This is a genomic window from Paenarthrobacter sp. NPDC057981 (genome assembly GCF_042886835.1).
Lineage (GTDB): Bacteria > Actinomycetota > Actinomycetes > Actinomycetales > Micrococcaceae > Arthrobacter.
This window is the reverse complement of record NZ_JBHVQI010000002.1, coordinates 191156-206356: the sequence shown is the minus strand read 5'-3', so window position 1 is coordinate 206356 and position 15201 is coordinate 191156. Positions and strand designations below refer to the sequence as shown.

12 protein-coding genes are annotated in these 15201 nt (G+C 63.1%); 3 read left to right on the top strand and 9 right to left on the bottom strand.

All coding sequences use genetic code 11. The features are described from left to right. Nucleotides 1-60: 60 nt before the first annotated feature. The 3 genes from ACFVSI_RS04030 to ACFVSI_RS04020 form a co-directional block, all read right to left on the bottom strand. Nucleotides 61-3909, bottom strand: coding sequence for an NPCBM/NEW2 domain-containing protein (locus ACFVSI_RS04030; protein WP_387819997.1), 3849 nt, complete (start codon nt 3907-3909; stop codon nt 61-63). Nucleotides 3910-4100: 191 nt separating this feature from the next. Then, a complete protein-coding gene (locus ACFVSI_RS04025; RefSeq protein ID WP_387819995.1) occupies nt 4101-4757 on the bottom strand; it encodes a response regulator in 657 nt (218 codons plus the stop codon). Then, on the bottom strand, nt 4754-6034 hold the full coding sequence (locus ACFVSI_RS04020) for a sensor histidine kinase (RefSeq protein WP_387819994.1): 1281 nt from the start codon (nt 6032-6034) through the stop codon (nt 4754-4756). The genes ACFVSI_RS04025 and ACFVSI_RS04020 overlap by 4 nt, the downstream gene beginning before the upstream one ends. Before the next feature lie 194 nt (nt 6035-6228). On the opposite strand from ACFVSI_RS04020, the gene ACFVSI_RS04015 reads away from it, so the two are divergent. After that, nucleotides 6229-7308: an ABC transporter permease gene (locus ACFVSI_RS04015; RefSeq protein WP_387819992.1), complete on the top strand. Its 1080-nt coding sequence runs from the start codon at nt 6229-6231 to the stop codon at nt 7306-7308. 24 nt (nt 7309-7332) lie between these two features. Beyond that, on the top strand, nt 7333-8034 hold the full coding sequence (locus ACFVSI_RS04010) for an ABC transporter ATP-binding protein (protein WP_387819990.1): 702 nt from the start codon (nt 7333-7335) through the stop codon (nt 8032-8034). Nucleotides 8035-8082: 48 nt separating this feature from the next. Here ACFVSI_RS04010 and ACFVSI_RS04005 read toward each other — a convergent pair whose 3' ends face one another. Next, nucleotides 8083-8481 carry a helix-turn-helix domain-containing protein gene (locus ACFVSI_RS04005; RefSeq protein ID WP_274258735.1) on the bottom strand — a complete coding sequence of 133 codons (399 nt, stop codon included), beginning with the start codon at nt 8479-8481 and terminating at the stop codon, nt 8083-8085. An 83-nt stretch (nt 8482-8564) separates the two neighbouring features. On the opposite strand from ACFVSI_RS04005, the gene ACFVSI_RS04000 reads away from it, so the two are divergent. Continuing rightward, entirely contained in the window at nt 8565-9170 is a 606-nt protein-coding gene (locus ACFVSI_RS04000; RefSeq protein WP_262276670.1) for an NAD(P)-dependent oxidoreductase, read from the top strand. 32 nt (nt 9171-9202) lie between these two features. Here the strand turns inward: ACFVSI_RS04000 and ACFVSI_RS03995 are convergent, their stop codons facing one another. From ACFVSI_RS03995 to ACFVSI_RS03975, 5 genes are all read right to left on the bottom strand, one after another. Continuing rightward, the gene (locus tag ACFVSI_RS03995) at nt 9203-10648 is read right to left on the bottom strand and encodes a phytoene desaturase family protein (protein WP_387819988.1); all 1446 of its coding nucleotides are present in this window, start codon (nt 10646-10648) and stop codon (nt 9203-9205) included. After that, nucleotides 10641-12158 (bottom strand): glycosyltransferase family 87 protein, encoded by a 1518-nt coding sequence (locus tag ACFVSI_RS03990; protein ID WP_387819987.1) that lies wholly within the window; start codon nt 12156-12158, stop codon nt 10641-10643. Before ACFVSI_RS03990 ends, ACFVSI_RS03995 begins: the two co-directional genes overlap by 8 nt. Before the next feature lie 129 nt (nt 12159-12287). Next, entirely contained in the window at nt 12288-12428 is a 141-nt protein-coding gene (locus ACFVSI_RS03985; RefSeq protein ID WP_363932317.1) for a hypothetical protein, read from the bottom strand. 604 nt (nt 12429-13032) lie between these two features. Beyond that, nucleotides 13033-13614 carry a histidine phosphatase family protein gene (locus ACFVSI_RS03980; RefSeq protein ID WP_387819985.1) on the bottom strand — a complete coding sequence of 194 codons (582 nt, stop codon included), beginning with the start codon at nt 13612-13614 and terminating at the stop codon, nt 13033-13035. After that, the gene (locus tag ACFVSI_RS03975; RefSeq protein WP_387819983.1) at nt 13611-15080 is read right to left on the bottom strand and encodes a CCA tRNA nucleotidyltransferase; all 1470 of its coding nucleotides are present in this window, start codon (nt 15078-15080) and stop codon (nt 13611-13613) included. Before ACFVSI_RS03975 ends, ACFVSI_RS03980 begins: the two co-directional genes overlap by 4 nt. Nucleotides 15081-15201: the final 121 nt, after the last annotated feature.

Below are 15201 nucleotides of genomic sequence, written 5' to 3'. Positions count from 1 at the left end.
ACGGCCGCCGCCTGCCACCCCGGAAGGAGGCGGCAAGCGGCGGCCGTCGTCACAATCGCTTTAGGGCGCGCAGGTGAACTTCGCATCACCCCAGACACCGTGTGCGCCATTGATGGAACCGGACGGATCCACCACCAACTCCACATATGCCGCACCGGTCAAGTCAACGGACACGGACTCCGGAGCGAATCCCGGCGTGTACGTCCGCGACTGGTACTTGTTCACGCCGTCGGCGTTGACCTTGAAGATGATGTTGCCGCCAAAGCCGCTCTCCAGGCCAACTTGTGAGGTGAACGAGGTGCACTTGCCGCCCAGGTAGTACGTGATTTTGGAGGCAGCGTGGACACCGAGTCCCTTGGCGAAAACTGGCTGCTGGCCGGTCGCAGGATCGGTGTAGTTGATGGCCAACGGCTTGTCCGGGGAGGATGCCGAGTCCTTGTTGGCCACGTTCTTGCCAATCACGCCGTAGCCGTTCAATGCCTGGACCCACGGTGTTTCCGAGGCATAAACGGTCCCGTGCGGAACATCCGGCAACGGCTGCGAAGTGACTTTCCAGTCGAAGAACTTCACCCGGGTGTCAGTGGGCAGCGTGACCGAAGCCAATTCCTTGGTGGGGTTCAGCCGGACCGTGTTCGAAAACGCCTGGTACTTGTATTGCGTGTATTCCGGGGACGGTCCGTTGGCGTTGTTTCGGCCTTGCCCGGACACCGCGAGCGTGGCGCCGTTCAGGACCGAGGGCTGCAACCAGTTGGGAAAGAAGATGGACTGCTTCTCTATGCTTCCATCGGAATATGTCAGCGTCAGCACTGGGCTTGTGCCGTTGCCAACAGCAGCCGAACCCAACACGGCCAGGTGCGTGCCCTTACCCTTCACTGCGATGGTCTGCGCGGACAGTGCCACGGAATTGGGGACATCCGGTCCCACCGCCGGCCACGTGTAATCGACCTGCGTTGGCTTCCCGGCGTCGACGGTCACTGTGCTGCCCGGCCTGACGCCGCCCGCCGGTACCGTAGCGGCAGCCAACTGCTCGGCAGCGAAGGTAGCCCCTCCGCCGTCGAAGTTTCCAAGCGGCTTGCCCGCCACCGTGGTGACGGAAACGGTGTTGTACGCCGCGGCAAGTGAACCGTAGGCAACGTAGATCTGGTTGCCGCCGGTCACCGACTGGTTCGAGCCGGACGCACTGTACGACGCCGACACCCGCACAGTCTGCTGGCCCGCCTTCGCGCTGGAGCCGGGTTTGATGACGAAAGTGGCACTGGTTGTGGCTCCGCCTTCCACCTTGGCCGCCGTTGCGCCGGAGGACGAGACGACCGTCCAGCCCTCGGGAAGAACCGGTGTGAGGACCACATTGCTCTTGGCTTTGGTTCCGGTGTTCACGAATGCCGCGGTGACCGTTGTTTCCTGATCCTGGAAGACTTGCTGGCCGGTGGTTACGCGTACCTCGGCCGCGGTGTCTTCCTGGCTCTTGCCGCCCAGCGGACCGGCCTGCTGGAGTTGGACTGTGGCGGACTGGTTGGACGCGATCGATCCGGTCTTCACCCAAATGGTGCCGTTGTTGGCCTCATCGAAGAACCAGCCGGTGGTTGCAGCCGCGTAGTCAGCCCGGGTGGCGTACTGGGCGAGTTTGGTACCGCCAATCTTCACGTCCTTGGGTGCGGCGCCGGCGTGGACCTTCAGCTCGTAGGGGCGGGCTGCGGCCTTGCCCGTGTACTCGCCCTTCCTTTCACCGATGGACACTTTGACGCTGCTGTTGCCGGTGCCGGGAGCGTCAACGGAGAAGAGCTGGCTTGAGGATTTGCCGTCCTTGAACTCGCGGGTGACCTTGTCATCCTCATAGAGGGTGAAGGTGTCTTGGCCCTTGGCGTAGACGTCCAGGGTGATCATGGAGTCTTCCGGGACCAAGGACGCATTCCGTGCCACGATGCCTTGCGGAATCACCGCACCCGCGCGAACGAACACCGGCAGCTTGTCCAGGGGTGCGTTGTAGCCGTTGAGGATCTGGCCGCCCTGGTAGAGCTTGCCGGTCCAGTAATCCACCCACTCCTGACCGGCGGGGAGGAAAATGCCGTTGCGGACGTCGGTCTGGGTAAAGACGGGAGCCACCAGGAAGTCCGAGCCGAGCATGAACTGGTTGTTGGCTTCGGCGCCGTAGGACCATTCCTGATCGGGGAACTCAAGGGCCATGGAGCGCATCATCGAGACGCCCGACGTGGAGGCTTCCTGCGCCAGCGTATAGATGAAAGGCATAAGCTGCTGGCGCAGTTGCAGGTAGTGGCGGTTGATGGCCGTAGCTTCGTCACCGTAGAGCCATGGACGCTTGTCCGTAGCAGCCCAGCCGGACATGGAGTACAGGGCCGGAGCGAAGGCCTTCCACTGGAGATCGCGGACGTAGGATTCCGGGGACCCTCCAAAGATCCCGTCGACATCACCCGTGGTGAACGCCAGACCCGAGTTGCCGGCTCCGGTGAGGGCCGAAACCTGCCAGCGAACGGCGTCGAGATTTCCTGAATGGTCGCCCGTCCACTGCATGCCGCACCGCTGGGAGCCAGCCCAGCCTTCCACCATCAGCGAGGTGCCGCGGGCATTCGAGTACTGCTCGATGCCGCCGTGCGCCGCCTCGCAACCTGTGAGCGCCTGGCGGTAACCTTGGCCGACCCATGCGACGTCCAGCTTGCGAAGCCGGACACCGGCCTCGCCCACTTCGTATTCCTGGTTGGTCAGGGAACGCTGCGTCCAGAGGCCAACTTTGAGATCGGTTTCGTCCTCAATGTTGCTCACGGTTTCCGGGAGCTGTTGGTACTCACAGCCGTAGCCGTCGTTGACCAGCATCCAACCGGCGGGCATGTCGTTCTCCACGAACTTCCGCGCGGTCTTGATCGCGTCCGGGGTGCGCTGCTTGGCCCCATCCGGATCTCCGAAGCCGGAGGATGAGTAGCCCGGGTTTGAGCGGTTGTAGCAGTCCGCATCACCGTATTCCAGGGCGTACACCGGGGGCATCATCGGTTTGCCGGTCAGCGTGGTGTACGCCCCCAGGGACTGCTTGTAGTCACCCACGAAGTAGTAGGCGTCAAAGCGCTTTTCTTCATGCGTAGTAGTCGGCTGGTCCTTGAAGTCGTAGGAACCGCGGGCGAAGGTGTTGCGCAGGACGCCATAGCCCAGGGAGGACATGTAGTACGGCACGGCATTGGGGTACCCGTCGTCGTCCCAATCGAAGTTCCTGGCGATGTTGATCAGGGCGCCGGTGTGGACGGAGCGGCCGTTCTGCATGCCGCCGCCGATGAATTGCTCGCCGTCGTGCTGCTTGAGGTGTTGCGTGGCCGAGTTCGCGCCAAAGGTGATGGGGGTTGACTCCTCCAGGACCACGGAGCCGTCAGTCCGGGCGACGCGGAACTGGGTGGTGGCCTTGTTGATCTGCAGGCTGATCTTCGCGGTTTTCAGCGTAAGGGTTTCGCCGTCTGTGACTGTGGGCGCGGTGCCGGGGAACCTGTCCTTGCCCACCACGATGTTGGCCGTCCTGGCCGGGTCGCCTTGATCCCTATTGGCCGGGTCCGTGAATTTTCCGCTGGGATCGGCTTCCACCCGGAAGTTGGCATCGTCCAGGAACGTCACGCGGATGGCGCCTTTTTCGGTAGCGAGGTCGACGGCGCTGCCGGACTGGGTAAAGCCGGTCACCGCCCCGAGGGGTACTCCAGCAGCGTCGACGGGTACTTCCGGGGTGACGGCCTTGATGACCGCGGGGTCGCCGGGAGCGGCATTGGCAGCGGCGGCGAAGGTGAGGGCCGGGATGGTTCCTGCGAGGAGCAGCGAGGCGAGGCCGAGTGAGGCTGCCTTCCTGGTGAGCGAGCCTATTCTGGCGCGCCTGGAGCTGTTGGGGGCAGCTCCGGGCAGACCCAAGGAGGGTGCGGACATGTGAGCCAACTTTCGAAGAGTGACAGTTTGTGATCTAACTCATAGCGAAACGTGCACTAATCGTCACTGCTTGGAAGTCAAAGGTCAACCGTTTCACCAAAATTGGCGCCCAACTAGGGGACAGCAAACGCTCTAAAAGGGGCTCATTGGGACGTTTACTGTCCCCTACTTGGGTGAGCAGGGTGCGGGCGCTAGTGCCCGCGGATGATCCGGCGCTGGGTTGCGGCAGCGATGGCCGCAGTACGGTTGTCCACCCCGAGCTTGGAGTAAATGTGGACCAGATGTGTCTTCACGGTGGCTTCGGAAATGAAGAGCTGCTTGGCCATGGCCCGGTTGCTCATCCCCGTGGCTAGCAGCTCCAACAGCTGGACTTCCCTGGCGCTGAGAACCGGCGAAGGGTTCCTGATCCGCCCCATCAATCTAGCCGCTACTTCGGGCGCCAAAGCCGTCTGGCCCGCAGCGGCGGACAGGACAGCCTGCCGGATCTGTTCCGGGGGCGCATCCTTGAGCATGTACCCACTGGCGCCAGCTTCCACGGCGGCGAGGATGTCGGCGTCGGTATCGTACGTGGTCAGAATCAGGACCGGCGGCGGGGGAGTTCCAGCCTCCCCGGCTTTGATTTTTTCAGTTGCTGTCACTCCGTCCATGCCACCGCCCATCTGCAGATCCATCAGCACCAGATCCACGGGCTCCCCAAGCGTATGGAGCCTGCTCAACTCGTCCAGCGCGGCGTCACCGTCTGCAGCCTCAGCCACCACGAGCACACCTGGAAAATCGCCCAACATGGCACGCAGCCCAGCCCTGACCACCGGATGATCATCAACCAGCAGAACCCGAATGTCGCTCATTCCGCCCCCTCCCCGCTCGGCAGCGGCACGCGGATGGCCACCACCGTCCCCTCACCTGGCGCCGACTCGAGGTCCAGCGTGCCATCCAGTGCCGCCAGTCGTTCGCGCAGGCTCAGAAGCCCGACGCCGGTGCCGTCGCCGCGTGCTGGACCGTCCGCCGTCGTCGGTTCAAACCCGACGCCGTCATCGAAAACGTCCAACGTCACCTCAGTGCCAAGGAAAGACAGGGTCACGACGGCGGCACGCGCCTTGGCGTGCGCCCACACGTTCGCGAGGGAGGCCTGGGCAGCCCGAAGCAGGGTGGTCTGGTAAGTGTTCGGAAGTTCCACAGGGGTGCCCACTACCTCAAACCGGCATCGCAACGCCGTTCCACGGGCGGCCGCCTCGGTTTCGGTCTTCTCACAAAGCCGCCGCAACGTATCCACAAGCCCGGACTGTTCAAGATCGGGCGACCGCAGCCCCCGTACGAAACTGCGGGCCTCCGACAGGTTGGCAGATGCCGTCTCCTGGACAATCCGGAGCCGCTCCTTCGCCGTCTCCACATCGCCGCTGTCCAGTGCTTTCTCCGCTGACCGGCCCATGAGGACGATGCTGGAAAACCCTTGCGCCAAGGTGTCGTGGATTTCGCGGGCGAGGCGTTCGCGCTCGGCGAGCATGCCGGCGTCGTGCTGTGTTTTGGCGAGTTCGTCGCGCGTACGGCGCAGTTCCTCTGCAACCAGGCGCTGGTTCTCGGCTTCCAGGAACAGGGCGCGGTAAGCGAGCCCGGTGACCACCGCGAATGCCGCCCCGAACACGGGTCCCAGCACCATCGCGAGCTGCAATCCGCCGTCGGCAGTTCCCCTGCTGTGGAACCACAGGGCACCCACCAACAAGGCGGTGCTCACCGAGATGGCCGGCAGTGCAAGGCGCCGCGGAAGCAGATGCAGCTGCAGGAAGAACAGAGGAAAGGCCACCCAGGCGAAGTCACCACTGACCAAGAGCAGCAGCAGCCAGAGCGCCATGACGGCAGCCAGCCACCAAAGCGCGTAGGGCGCAGGGTTGAACCTGGAGGGATCGCTGGCGTGCCGCTTCTCCAGCACGGTTCCTGCGAGGTACACCAAGGCCAGCAATGCGGAAAGGCCCAAACCGGCGGTCACGGCCACCGGGGAAGGCGCACCTGTGGGGCCGGCGCCCGCCAGCAGCCGCACGATCGCCACCAGCAACAGCACCGCGAAACCGACGTGCAGGCTCACGCGCAGGACGCGGAGGATCGTGGCGGAACCGGTGGGGGACTGCATGCCTTCCAGCGTATCCCCGGCCCTCCGCCCAAAGGCCCGAAATCCCTGTCGCAGGGCCCGAATCAACCATTCGGTTGATTCCCCTTTCAACCACTCGACTCCAGTGAATCCATCCGCCTCCCGATGTCCGGGAGGCGCTTCGCCGGAAGAGTTGGAAGCACGGGACCAAGCCCGAATTCAACAGAAGGAATCCGATGTTTCTCGCCATCCGCGACATCCGCTTCGCCAAGGGCCGATTCGCCCTCATGGGCAGCGTGGTCGCACTCATCACGTTGCTGCTCGTCATGCTGTCCGGGCTGACTGCCGGATTGGGCAACCAGTCCACCTCAGCCATTGCTGCCCTCCCCGTACAGCAGATCGCCTTCGGAGCGCCCGCGGGCGGTGAAGCGAAAGCGTCGTACACGGAATCGGAAGTCTCGGCCACCCAGCTTCAGACATGGTTTGAGCAGTCAGGCGTGAGCTCGGTGGAGGCCCTCGGCATCAGCCAATCCCGTGTCCAGTCTCTGGGCGACGGCGGCACCCCGAAAGGCACCGCCAACGTCGCGGTCTTCGGTGGAGCTAACGCTCCAGTGGCTGTGGAGGACGGAACCGTGGTCGTAGGCGCAACAGTGGCCAAGGACCTCGGCCTGACGAAGGGCAGCCGGCTCCGCCTGGGCGGTACTGACCTGACGGTCGCAGATGTTGTGGAGGACCAGTGGTACTCGCACACCGGCGTCGTGTGGACCACCCTGGACACGTGGCGTTCAGTCGCCCACGCCGCGCCGGGTACGGCCACCGTCCTCGCAATTACTTACGACGCCGGGACTTCCGTCGACGTCGACGCCGCCAACGCTGCGGCCGGCACAGTCAGCACGGACCGCACCGGTTCCTTCCAGGCGTTGGCGTCCTACAAGAGCGAGAACGGTTCCCTGCTCCTGATGCAGGCGTTCCTCTATGGAATCTCGGCCTTGGTGATCCTGGCCTTCCTTACGGTGTGGACGGTTCAGCGAACCCGCGACATCGCCGTTCTCAAAGCCTTGGGCGCGTCCTCCGGTTACGTCCTGCGGGATGCCTTGGCCCAGGCGGCACTCGTGTTGCTCGCGGGCGCGGCGCTGGGGGGACTAGTGGGGCTGGCCGGGGGAGTCCTTGCGGCCAAAGCGGCACCGTTCCTGGTCACGCCGCTTACCACTCTGCTGCCCGTGGCCGGGATCGTCATCCTTGGCCTGGGCGGAGCAGTACTGGCGGTCCGCAAGGTTGCCACGGTTGATCCACTGCTGGCTCTCGGCGGCAACTAAAACATTCCTCGAAAGGCATATCCCATGAACACTGCACTTGGTCTTATCAACGTTTCCCTCGAATACCCCGATGGCGGCTCCACGCTCAAGGCGCTGGACTCCGTGGACCTGGGCGTTGCCCGCGGAGAATTCCTCTCACTGGTTGGCCCCTCCGGCTCCGGCAAATCCTCGCTGCTTGCCGTCGCTGCCACGCTCATCAAGCCCACGGCCGGGCTGGTCATCATCGATGGACAGGATGTCGCTGCCCTAAAGGAGGCCGAACGCACAGCCCTGCGCCGGGACAAGGTGGGCATCATCTTCCAGCAACCCAACCTGCTGCCGTCACTGACCGCCGTCGAACAGTTGATGGTCCGCGAGCATCTGCGCGGCAACCGCGCGAAGGAGGCCCGGCGCGAGGCGGAGCAGCTGCTCGACGTCGTGGGGCTGTCCGCGGCCCTGCATAAGCGGCCGCACCAATTGTCCGGTGGGCAGCGGCAACGCGTGAACATCGCCCGGGCCCTCATGGGCAAGCCGACGGTATTGCTGGTGGATGAACCCACGGCCGCCCTGGATCACGAACGGAGCGAGTCCATTGTCCGGCTCCTTCGCCAGGTGACAGACGAGTTTCAGACAGCGACGGTCATGGTCACCCACGACACGGAGTTCCTGCCCCTCACGGACGCAGTCGCGACCATGCGGGACGGACGGATCAGCCGCGCATCAGTCCCGTCGGCCCTGCCCAACTAGGGGACAGCAAACGTCGCTACGGAGCCTCATTGGAGCAAGAGCTGTCCCCTAGTTGGGTGTGGCGAGGAGGGCTTGGTCCTGCGCATCGTCGTAGGCATCCCGGGCCTCCATGATGGTGGGGACGTGGCTCTCGGCCCATTCACGCAGCAGGGAAAGAGGTTGCAGCAGCGACTCACCCATGGGCGTGAGCTGGTAGTCCACGCGGGGCGGCACCTGTGCGAAGACAGTCCTTGTGATGAGGCCATCGCGCTCCAAAGTACGCAGCGTTTGGGTGAGGACTTTGGGAGTCACCACATTGACCATTTTGCGCAGCTCGGAGAAACGGACCGGCCCGTCGCCAAGCACCTGAATCACCAGCGAGGCCCACTTGTCGCCGATGCGCTGGAAGATCACGCGCGACGGGCAGTTGGGGTCCAGGATGTTGGCGGGGAGGTCTTTAGTATCCATGAGGTAACTGAGTTCCTTTGAAGCTATCGGTATCCAATGGATACCTTTGTTGCATTGCAAGGATAGCAACCCCAAGGAGAGCAATGAAAATCGCAGTCTACGGCGCAACGGGCATGGTCGGTAGCCAGATCGTCAACGAGTCCATCAACCGGGGCCACGAGGTCACCGCCATCTCCCGCAAGGGCGCCGATGTTCCCGGCGCCGCAGCCCAGGCTGCGGACCAGGCCGACGCTCAGACCTTCGCTTCCGTCGCAAAGGACCACGACGTCGTCGTGCTGGCTACGGGTCCCAGCCGCACCGGCGGGGACCATGCAGAATGGCTCGATGCCATGGCTACCGCTTTCAGCAACGCCGAAGGCACGCGCCTGATGATCGTGGGCGGTGCCGGAACCCTGGAAATCGACGGCGTCCGACTCCTCGACTCCCCGGACTTCCCCGAGGCCTACAAAGCCGAGGCCACCACTGCAGCCAAGGCACTGGAAGCCGTGAAGCAGACTCCCGAATCCCTCGACTGGACCGTTCTGGCGCCTGCGCCCGTCATCCAGCCCGGCGAACGTACCGGTGCATACAACGTTGCCAAGGATTCACCGGCAGGCAGCACCATCTCCACGCAGGACTACGCGGTAGCCATGCTGGACGAGATCGAAAGCCCGGCCCACCGCCGCGCCCGCTTCACTGCGGCAAACTGACGGCGGCCAACGCAAAGTCAGACTGGCCAACGCTAAAGCCCCAGGCCAAGCCCGGGTACCTTTGCCTTGAATATGTCCTTGAGGGCATGTTTCGCGGCATGGTACCCGGGCATGCCTGTAACTCCGGGTCCGGGCGGCGTTGACGACGAACACAGGTAGACGCCGGGCAGGGGAGTCCTCCAGGGGACATTGGACACCACGGGACGCTGTACCAAGCCGCGCAGATCCAACATCCCAGCGCTGAAGTCTCCGCCCACGTAGTTTTCGTTGTACGCGGACAGTTCCGCCGCCGTCGTGGTTTTTGAAGCCACCACAACGTCGCGGAAGCCCGGGGCGTACCGTTCAATCCGGGCAGTGACGGCCTCGGACATGTCTACCGTGGAATTCTTCGGAACGTGGCAGTAGGTCCACAGGACGTGCCGCCCTTGAGGCGCGCGGGAATGGTCCAGCATTGTCGGCTGGGAAACCAGGACATAGGGCTCAGAGGGGTATTTGCCCATGTCCACGAGGTTTTCCGACTCGGCCATGGCCCTCCGCGAACCGCCCACGTGCACCGTCCCGGCCTTGGCCAAGCCAGCGTCCCGCCAGGGCACTGGACCGGAAAGGATGAAATCGACCTTGCAGGCTGCATTCCCGAAGCGGAATGTTTCAAGGGATCGCCTGTACTTGTCAGGGATTTCGGCCCCACCGAGGCGGGCCAAGGTGGGCGGAGCCACATCCAGCAGGACGGCCTTCGCTGGACGGACCTGGTCCAGCGAATCAACCCGTTCACCCACTTGGATGGTCCCACCGTGCGCGCTCAGATCATCCGCCATGGCCCTCGCAATTGAGATCGACCCGCCAACGGGCACGGGCCAACCGCCCGCGTGGGCAAGGACACTTAGCAACAACCCGGCGCCGGTGGAACTGAGCGATGGTTGCGAGCCGAGCGCATGCGACATCACGCCCGTGAGGAGAGCTGGAGCTGCATCCTCGCGGAATCGGCGGCCCCAAAAAGGAGTGCCCTGGTCGAGTGTGGCCAACCCGAACAAGACTGCCGCAATGGGGTCTCTCGGCAGGCGCAACAGTTGGTTCGACGTGAACTCCACAACGCCGTCCACTCGGGCCAGCAGGGGACCCAGCAACCGGCCATAAGCGGGACCGTCCACTCCCAATTCCTCAACGGTCCGCTCCAGGGACTGGTAGGCCAACGCAGCTCCGCCGCTGTCCAGGGGAGTGCCGTGCTGGACTTCGGGGACGCGAAGCTCCACGCGGCGGGACAGTTCGAACGCACGGAAGAACGGTGAGGCCAAGGCCATCGGATGCACCGCAGAGCATACGTCGTACAGGTACCCGGGCTCCAGCAATTCGCTGGTCCTCGATCCGCCGCCAATGTCCGAAGCGGCCTCGTAGACCTTCACCTCCAGTCCGGCACGGGCCATGACCACTGCCGCGGCGAGCCCATTCGGGCCGGCTCCGACGACGGCGACATCAACCATCGCTCTTTACCTCCGAACGCCGGGCTTCTGCAGTTCCGGCGGCTGCTGTGGCCCGCTCGGCTACCCAAGGGAATACGGAACGCGAAGGACGGAAAAGGTCGATACGGAACCAGTCCCGTGCGCCGTCAAAGGGTCCGCCGTGGGGGTCGTCCTGACCTGCCGCCCGGAGGGGATCTTGGGCGGGGTCCCATATATCCAGGACCACGCGTGCCATCAAATAGGCAGTGGCAACCATGTGAAGACCCACGGCCAGAACGTAGTAGGACATGTCGATGTTGTGCTGGACGGATCCGCCGCTGGTGGCCTGTCCGAGGTACATCCAGATGGCAGCCCAGTGCAGCCCTTCGGCGGCTTGCCAGATGAGGAAGTCGCGCCATCGCGGGCGCGCCAAGGCCAGGAGCGGGATCAGCCAGATGACGAACTGCGGGGAGTAGACCTTGTTGGTGAGAATGAAGGCGGCCACGATGAGGAAGGCAAGCTGGGCGAGACGCGGCCGTCGCGGGGCGCAAACAGCCAGGACTCCGATGAGCGCGCAGGCAGCAATGAACAGGTAGAGCGCCAGCGTGTTGATGGTTGCCGCGTTCATCTGTGTCCAGTGGAGCCGGTCTGCCACCAGGTTGTAAGCGAACCAGGGCGAGCTGTAACCGGCGGGACGTGATTGCGTAAATTCGAAGAAGTAGCGCCACCCCGAAGGATTCAACGCCGCGAGGGGCAGGTTCACAGCCAACCACGAAGCCGCGGCCGCTCCGGCCGTGACGAAGAAGACCCGCAGCTTTCCACTTCGCAGGGCAAGCACCAGGACCGCGCCGAGGATCAAGATGGGGTAGAGCTTGGTGGCTGTACCAAGTCCGATGCACACACCGGCAAGGATCAACTTGTCGCGCGAGAAGAAGTACAGGCCCAGGGCCAGCAAGCCTACTGCCCACATGTCCCAGTTGATGAAGCCGGCCAGAATGATGCCTGGGGCCACGGCCACCATGGCGGCGTCCCAAGGCCGACGTTTGTTGATCCGGGCTGTCAGCAGGACCGTGACGATCCAGACAGCTACTATCAGGGTGGCGTTGACGTCGAAGTAGCCCAGAATCCGCTCATTTCCCACGCCGGTGCCGGGAACCATGAGCGCAGTCAGCCCGGCGATAATCCCCATGAGGACCGGGTACTCAAACAGGCTGCCCGGGGTGAAGAACGGAAACACACCATCGCCCAGGCCGCGGTTCTTAAACAGCTCGGGGAAGTCGGAATAGCAGGTGGCGTAGAACTGGCCGGGGGTTTCCCAACCGTTGACGCGGCAGTAGTCCTTTGCCAGCACTGCCAAGAGCGCAGCTATGACGGTAAGGATGATGAGCACCCGCTCAACCGTGAACGGGTGGGGGGAGACTTCCCCGGGAGACGAGTGCTTGCCCAAGGGGCCACCCACGAGCTCCGTGAAGTTACGAAGCAAAGAGTCATTGCGGCTGGGAACAACAAAGCGGCCACGTTTCAGTTGCCGGTGCGGCATTGTCTCCTGCATGAACCGAGCTTACAGTCAGGCGCATACACCACCCAGTTAAAAGGGGGAGCCCACGCGTAGCCGCGTGGGCTCCATGAGGTTCAGCATGAATGTGTGGCATCTGAACTCCTTCGTGGCCGGCTCAGGGAATCAACGGATGAGTCCCATCTGGTGCAGGACAACGTAAACATCTTCACGGCGCTGGTCGAGCAGCTGTCCGTTGAACAGTGTGCGGTCCTTGGGAGCATTGCTGCTCTTGTAGAAGCGCATCTCTTCGGGGCGTTTTCGCATGGTTCACCTCCTTTCACAGGTTTTCAGGCGAATTTGGGCACAACAATTAAGGCCTTTGAGTTCATGAAAAGACCCGTAGCCAAAAGAAGGTACAAATTGCCAATGGTAAATAAGGAAATTAAGCGGACCGAACCTGGAAAACCCTGGATCGCGTGCACTGTAGCGCGTGCTTCCGGCAGTTCACCCAACAAGAAGCTGGTTCCGAACTATGGGGAAACTGCGCACCCGCGGCATGCTGCGTGGGTCCGCGCCTGCAACTGACTACTCAGCCATCCAACAGAAGGAAGGCCGTCAAGAACACCGCCGGCAATAGGCCGGGCCGGTGAATCAGGAGTGGGTCAGAGAGTTAAAATGGCGTCGATCATCAGCAGAGGCCGGGGTAGCAGTGACGGTCAACTTCCGTCCGCTAGTCAAAGTAATCATTTTTCCCAACCTCCTTCCGGCCTTTACAGCCTGCTGTGGCATTCTCCCGACTGACAAACCGGTGAATGCGCGCCTTGTTCCCGGCGGGTCGCTCTGGGAACAAGATATAAGCTACCCCATCACGCAGGGATTTGACCAGCACATTTGGCTAATTCGCGAGAAGTTTTTATAAATTAGTGATTTACAAGCCCCAACGGACAATTGCAGGTGTCCGTTTGTCCCAGCCCAGTGTGCACACCTTCGCGGTCCCCAGGATGAAGTGCCGGCCTTCGCGTGCATCCATTTCCAACCAGCGTGCCGTGAGAATCCGCGAGAAATGTCCGTGCGCCACTACAAGCACATTGTCCATGCCGGATTCCAGCACGCGGCCGATGATCTTGTCCGCACGGGCAGCTACCTCATCCAGTGTTTCCCCGTTGGGCACGCCGTCGGTCCAGATGAGGTAGTCCGGGTTGTCCTTGCGGATGAGGTCGGAGCTGATGCCTTCGTAGTCGCCGTAGTTCCATTCCACGGCCAGCGGCTCATGGACAGCCTCCGGGTAGCCAGCCAGTTCCGCGGTCCTGCGTGCACGCCTCAGAGGCGAGGTCAACACCAGATCGAAGTCGATACCTTCGAGGACCTTGCGGGCCTCCACAGCCTGCTGCTCGCCTTCAACCGTGAGGGGAAGGTCCGTGAGGCCCGTGTATTGGCCGCTCTTGGACCACTCCGTCTCCCCATGGCGCAGGATCCAAAGTTGCGGACGCGGGGAAGTCACAGCGTTCATGAGGGCTCCTCAGTTTCGGTCGAAGGCTCGACGACGGCGGACTCGGGTTGCGTTTCCCACCACGCCATCAGCTTCTGCTCAGCTTCCTCCGGTGACAGCGGACCATGTTCCATCCGCTCCTCAAGGAGGAACTTGTAGGCACGTCCGACCACGGGTCCGGGCTTCAATCCCAGCAGGGCCATGATCTGCGCTCCGTCGAGGTCGGGCCGGACAGCTGCCAGCGATTCCTGTTCCAGCAGCGCCGCAATGCGGTGCTCAAGGTCATCGTAGGCGAAGGAGAGGCGGTCGGCCTTGCGCTGGTTGCGCGTTGTGACGTCCGAACGCGTGAGCCGGTGCAGGCGTTCCAGCAGGGGACCGGCGTCGGTCACGTAACGGCGCACGGCCGAATCGGTCCAGCCGGCATCGCCGTAGCCGTAGAACCTCATGTGCAGCTCGACCAGCCGGGACACAGCCTTGATGGAGTCGTTGTCGAACCGCAAGGACCTCATCCGCTTGGCTGTCAGCTTGGCACCGACGACGTCGTGGTGGCGGAAGCTGACCGCGCCGCCCGGTTCAAAACGACGCGTAGCCGGCTTGCCGACGTCGTGCATCAACGCCGCGAACCTCAGCACGAAGTCGGGGCCGGGAACCGGACCATCGGGGCCCGTTTCCAGCGCGGCGGCCTGCTCGAGGACCTGCAAGGAGTGCTGGTATACGTCCTTGTGCCGGTGGTGTTCATCGGATTCAAGCCGAAGGGCGGACACCTCAGGAAGCACGAACTCTGCGAGCCCCGTGTCCACCAGCAGGTCGATGCCGACGCGCGGGTGGGTTCCGTTAATAAGCTTGACGAGTTCGTCGCGGACACGCTCGGCGGAGATGATCTTGATGCGGTCGGCCATTTGGGACATGGCGAGCCGGACGTCGTCGTGGACCGACACGCCCAACTGGGACGCGAAACGCGCTGCGCGCATCATCCGCAGAGGATCGTCCGAGAAGGAAGCCTCCGGGGCCCCGGGAGTCGCTAGTTCGGACGCGTGGAGATCCCGCACGCCGCCGAAGGGGTCCACGAGTTCCAGGCTGGGCAGGCGCAACGCCATGGCGTTGATGGTGAAGTCCCGCCGTAGGAGGTCGTCCGTCAGGGAGTTGCCGAAAGCCACCACGGGTTTGCGGGAGTCGGGATCGTAGGCTTCGGCGCGGTACGTGGTGATCTCGATCTGGAAGCCGTCCTTGCGCATCCCGATGGTGCCGAACGCACGGCCGATTTCCCAGAAGTTGTCCGCCCATTTCTTGATGACGGAGATGGTCTGGTCCGGCGTGGCATCGGTAGTGAAATCGAGGTCCGGGGAGGTCCGCCCCAGAAAAAGGTCGCGCACAGGTCCACCCACCAGGGACAGCTCGAATCCGGCATCGACAAAGCGCTGCCCGAGGTCGAGCACCACCGGATCGATGGTGAAGTTAACAGAAGAGCTGTCCAATACGTGCGCCATAGTTCCTTAAGCTTGGCAGATTTTTGCGCTGCATTGGGCCACTGTTCCATGCGAAATCAGGCATGCGTCCGCCGGGCATCTCCTGCAGTCCACCTTGTGGCCATGTCCCGGTCATCACTCC

What these genes read in the sequence shown, in the direction of transcription:
- ACFVSI_RS03975 (WP_387819983.1), bottom strand. Translation starts at nt 15,080, where the DNA reads ATGGCGCACGTATTGGACAGCTCTTCTGTTAACTTCACCATCGATCCG.
- ACFVSI_RS04020 (WP_387819994.1), bottom strand. Translation starts at nt 6,034, where the DNA reads ATGCAGTCCCCCACCGGTTCCGCCACGATCCTCCGCGTCCTGCGCGTG.
- ACFVSI_RS03980 (WP_387819985.1), bottom strand. Translation starts at nt 13,614, where the DNA reads ATGAACGCTGTGACTTCCCCGCGTCCGCAACTTTGGATCCTGCGCCAT.
- ACFVSI_RS04010 (WP_387819990.1), top strand. Translation starts at nt 7,333, where the DNA reads ATGAACACTGCACTTGGTCTTATCAACGTTTCCCTCGAATACCCCGAT.
- ACFVSI_RS04005 (WP_274258735.1), bottom strand. Translation starts at nt 8,481, where the DNA reads ATGGATACTAAAGACCTCCCCGCCAACATCCTGGACCCCAACTGCCCG.
- ACFVSI_RS04030 (WP_387819997.1), bottom strand. Translation starts at nt 3,909, where the DNA reads ATGTCCGCACCCTCCTTGGGTCTGCCCGGAGCTGCCCCCAACAGCTCC.
- ACFVSI_RS04015 (WP_387819992.1), top strand. Translation starts at nt 6,229, where the DNA reads ATGTTTCTCGCCATCCGCGACATCCGCTTCGCCAAGGGCCGATTCGCC.
- ACFVSI_RS03990 (WP_387819987.1), bottom strand. Translation starts at nt 12,158, where the DNA reads ATGCAGGAGACAATGCCGCACCGGCAACTGAAACGTGGCCGCTTTGTT.
- ACFVSI_RS04025 (WP_387819995.1), bottom strand. Translation starts at nt 4,757, where the DNA reads ATGAGCGACATTCGGGTTCTGCTGGTTGATGATCATCCGGTGGTCAGG.
- ACFVSI_RS04000 (WP_262276670.1), top strand. Translation starts at nt 8,565, where the DNA reads ATGAAAATCGCAGTCTACGGCGCAACGGGCATGGTCGGTAGCCAGATC.
- ACFVSI_RS03985 (WP_363932317.1), bottom strand. Translation starts at nt 12,428, where the DNA reads ATGCGAAAACGCCCCGAAGAGATGCGCTTCTACAAGAGCAGCAATGCT.
- ACFVSI_RS03995 (WP_387819988.1), bottom strand. Translation starts at nt 10,648, where the DNA reads ATGGTTGATGTCGCCGTCGTCGGAGCCGGCCCGAATGGGCTCGCCGCG.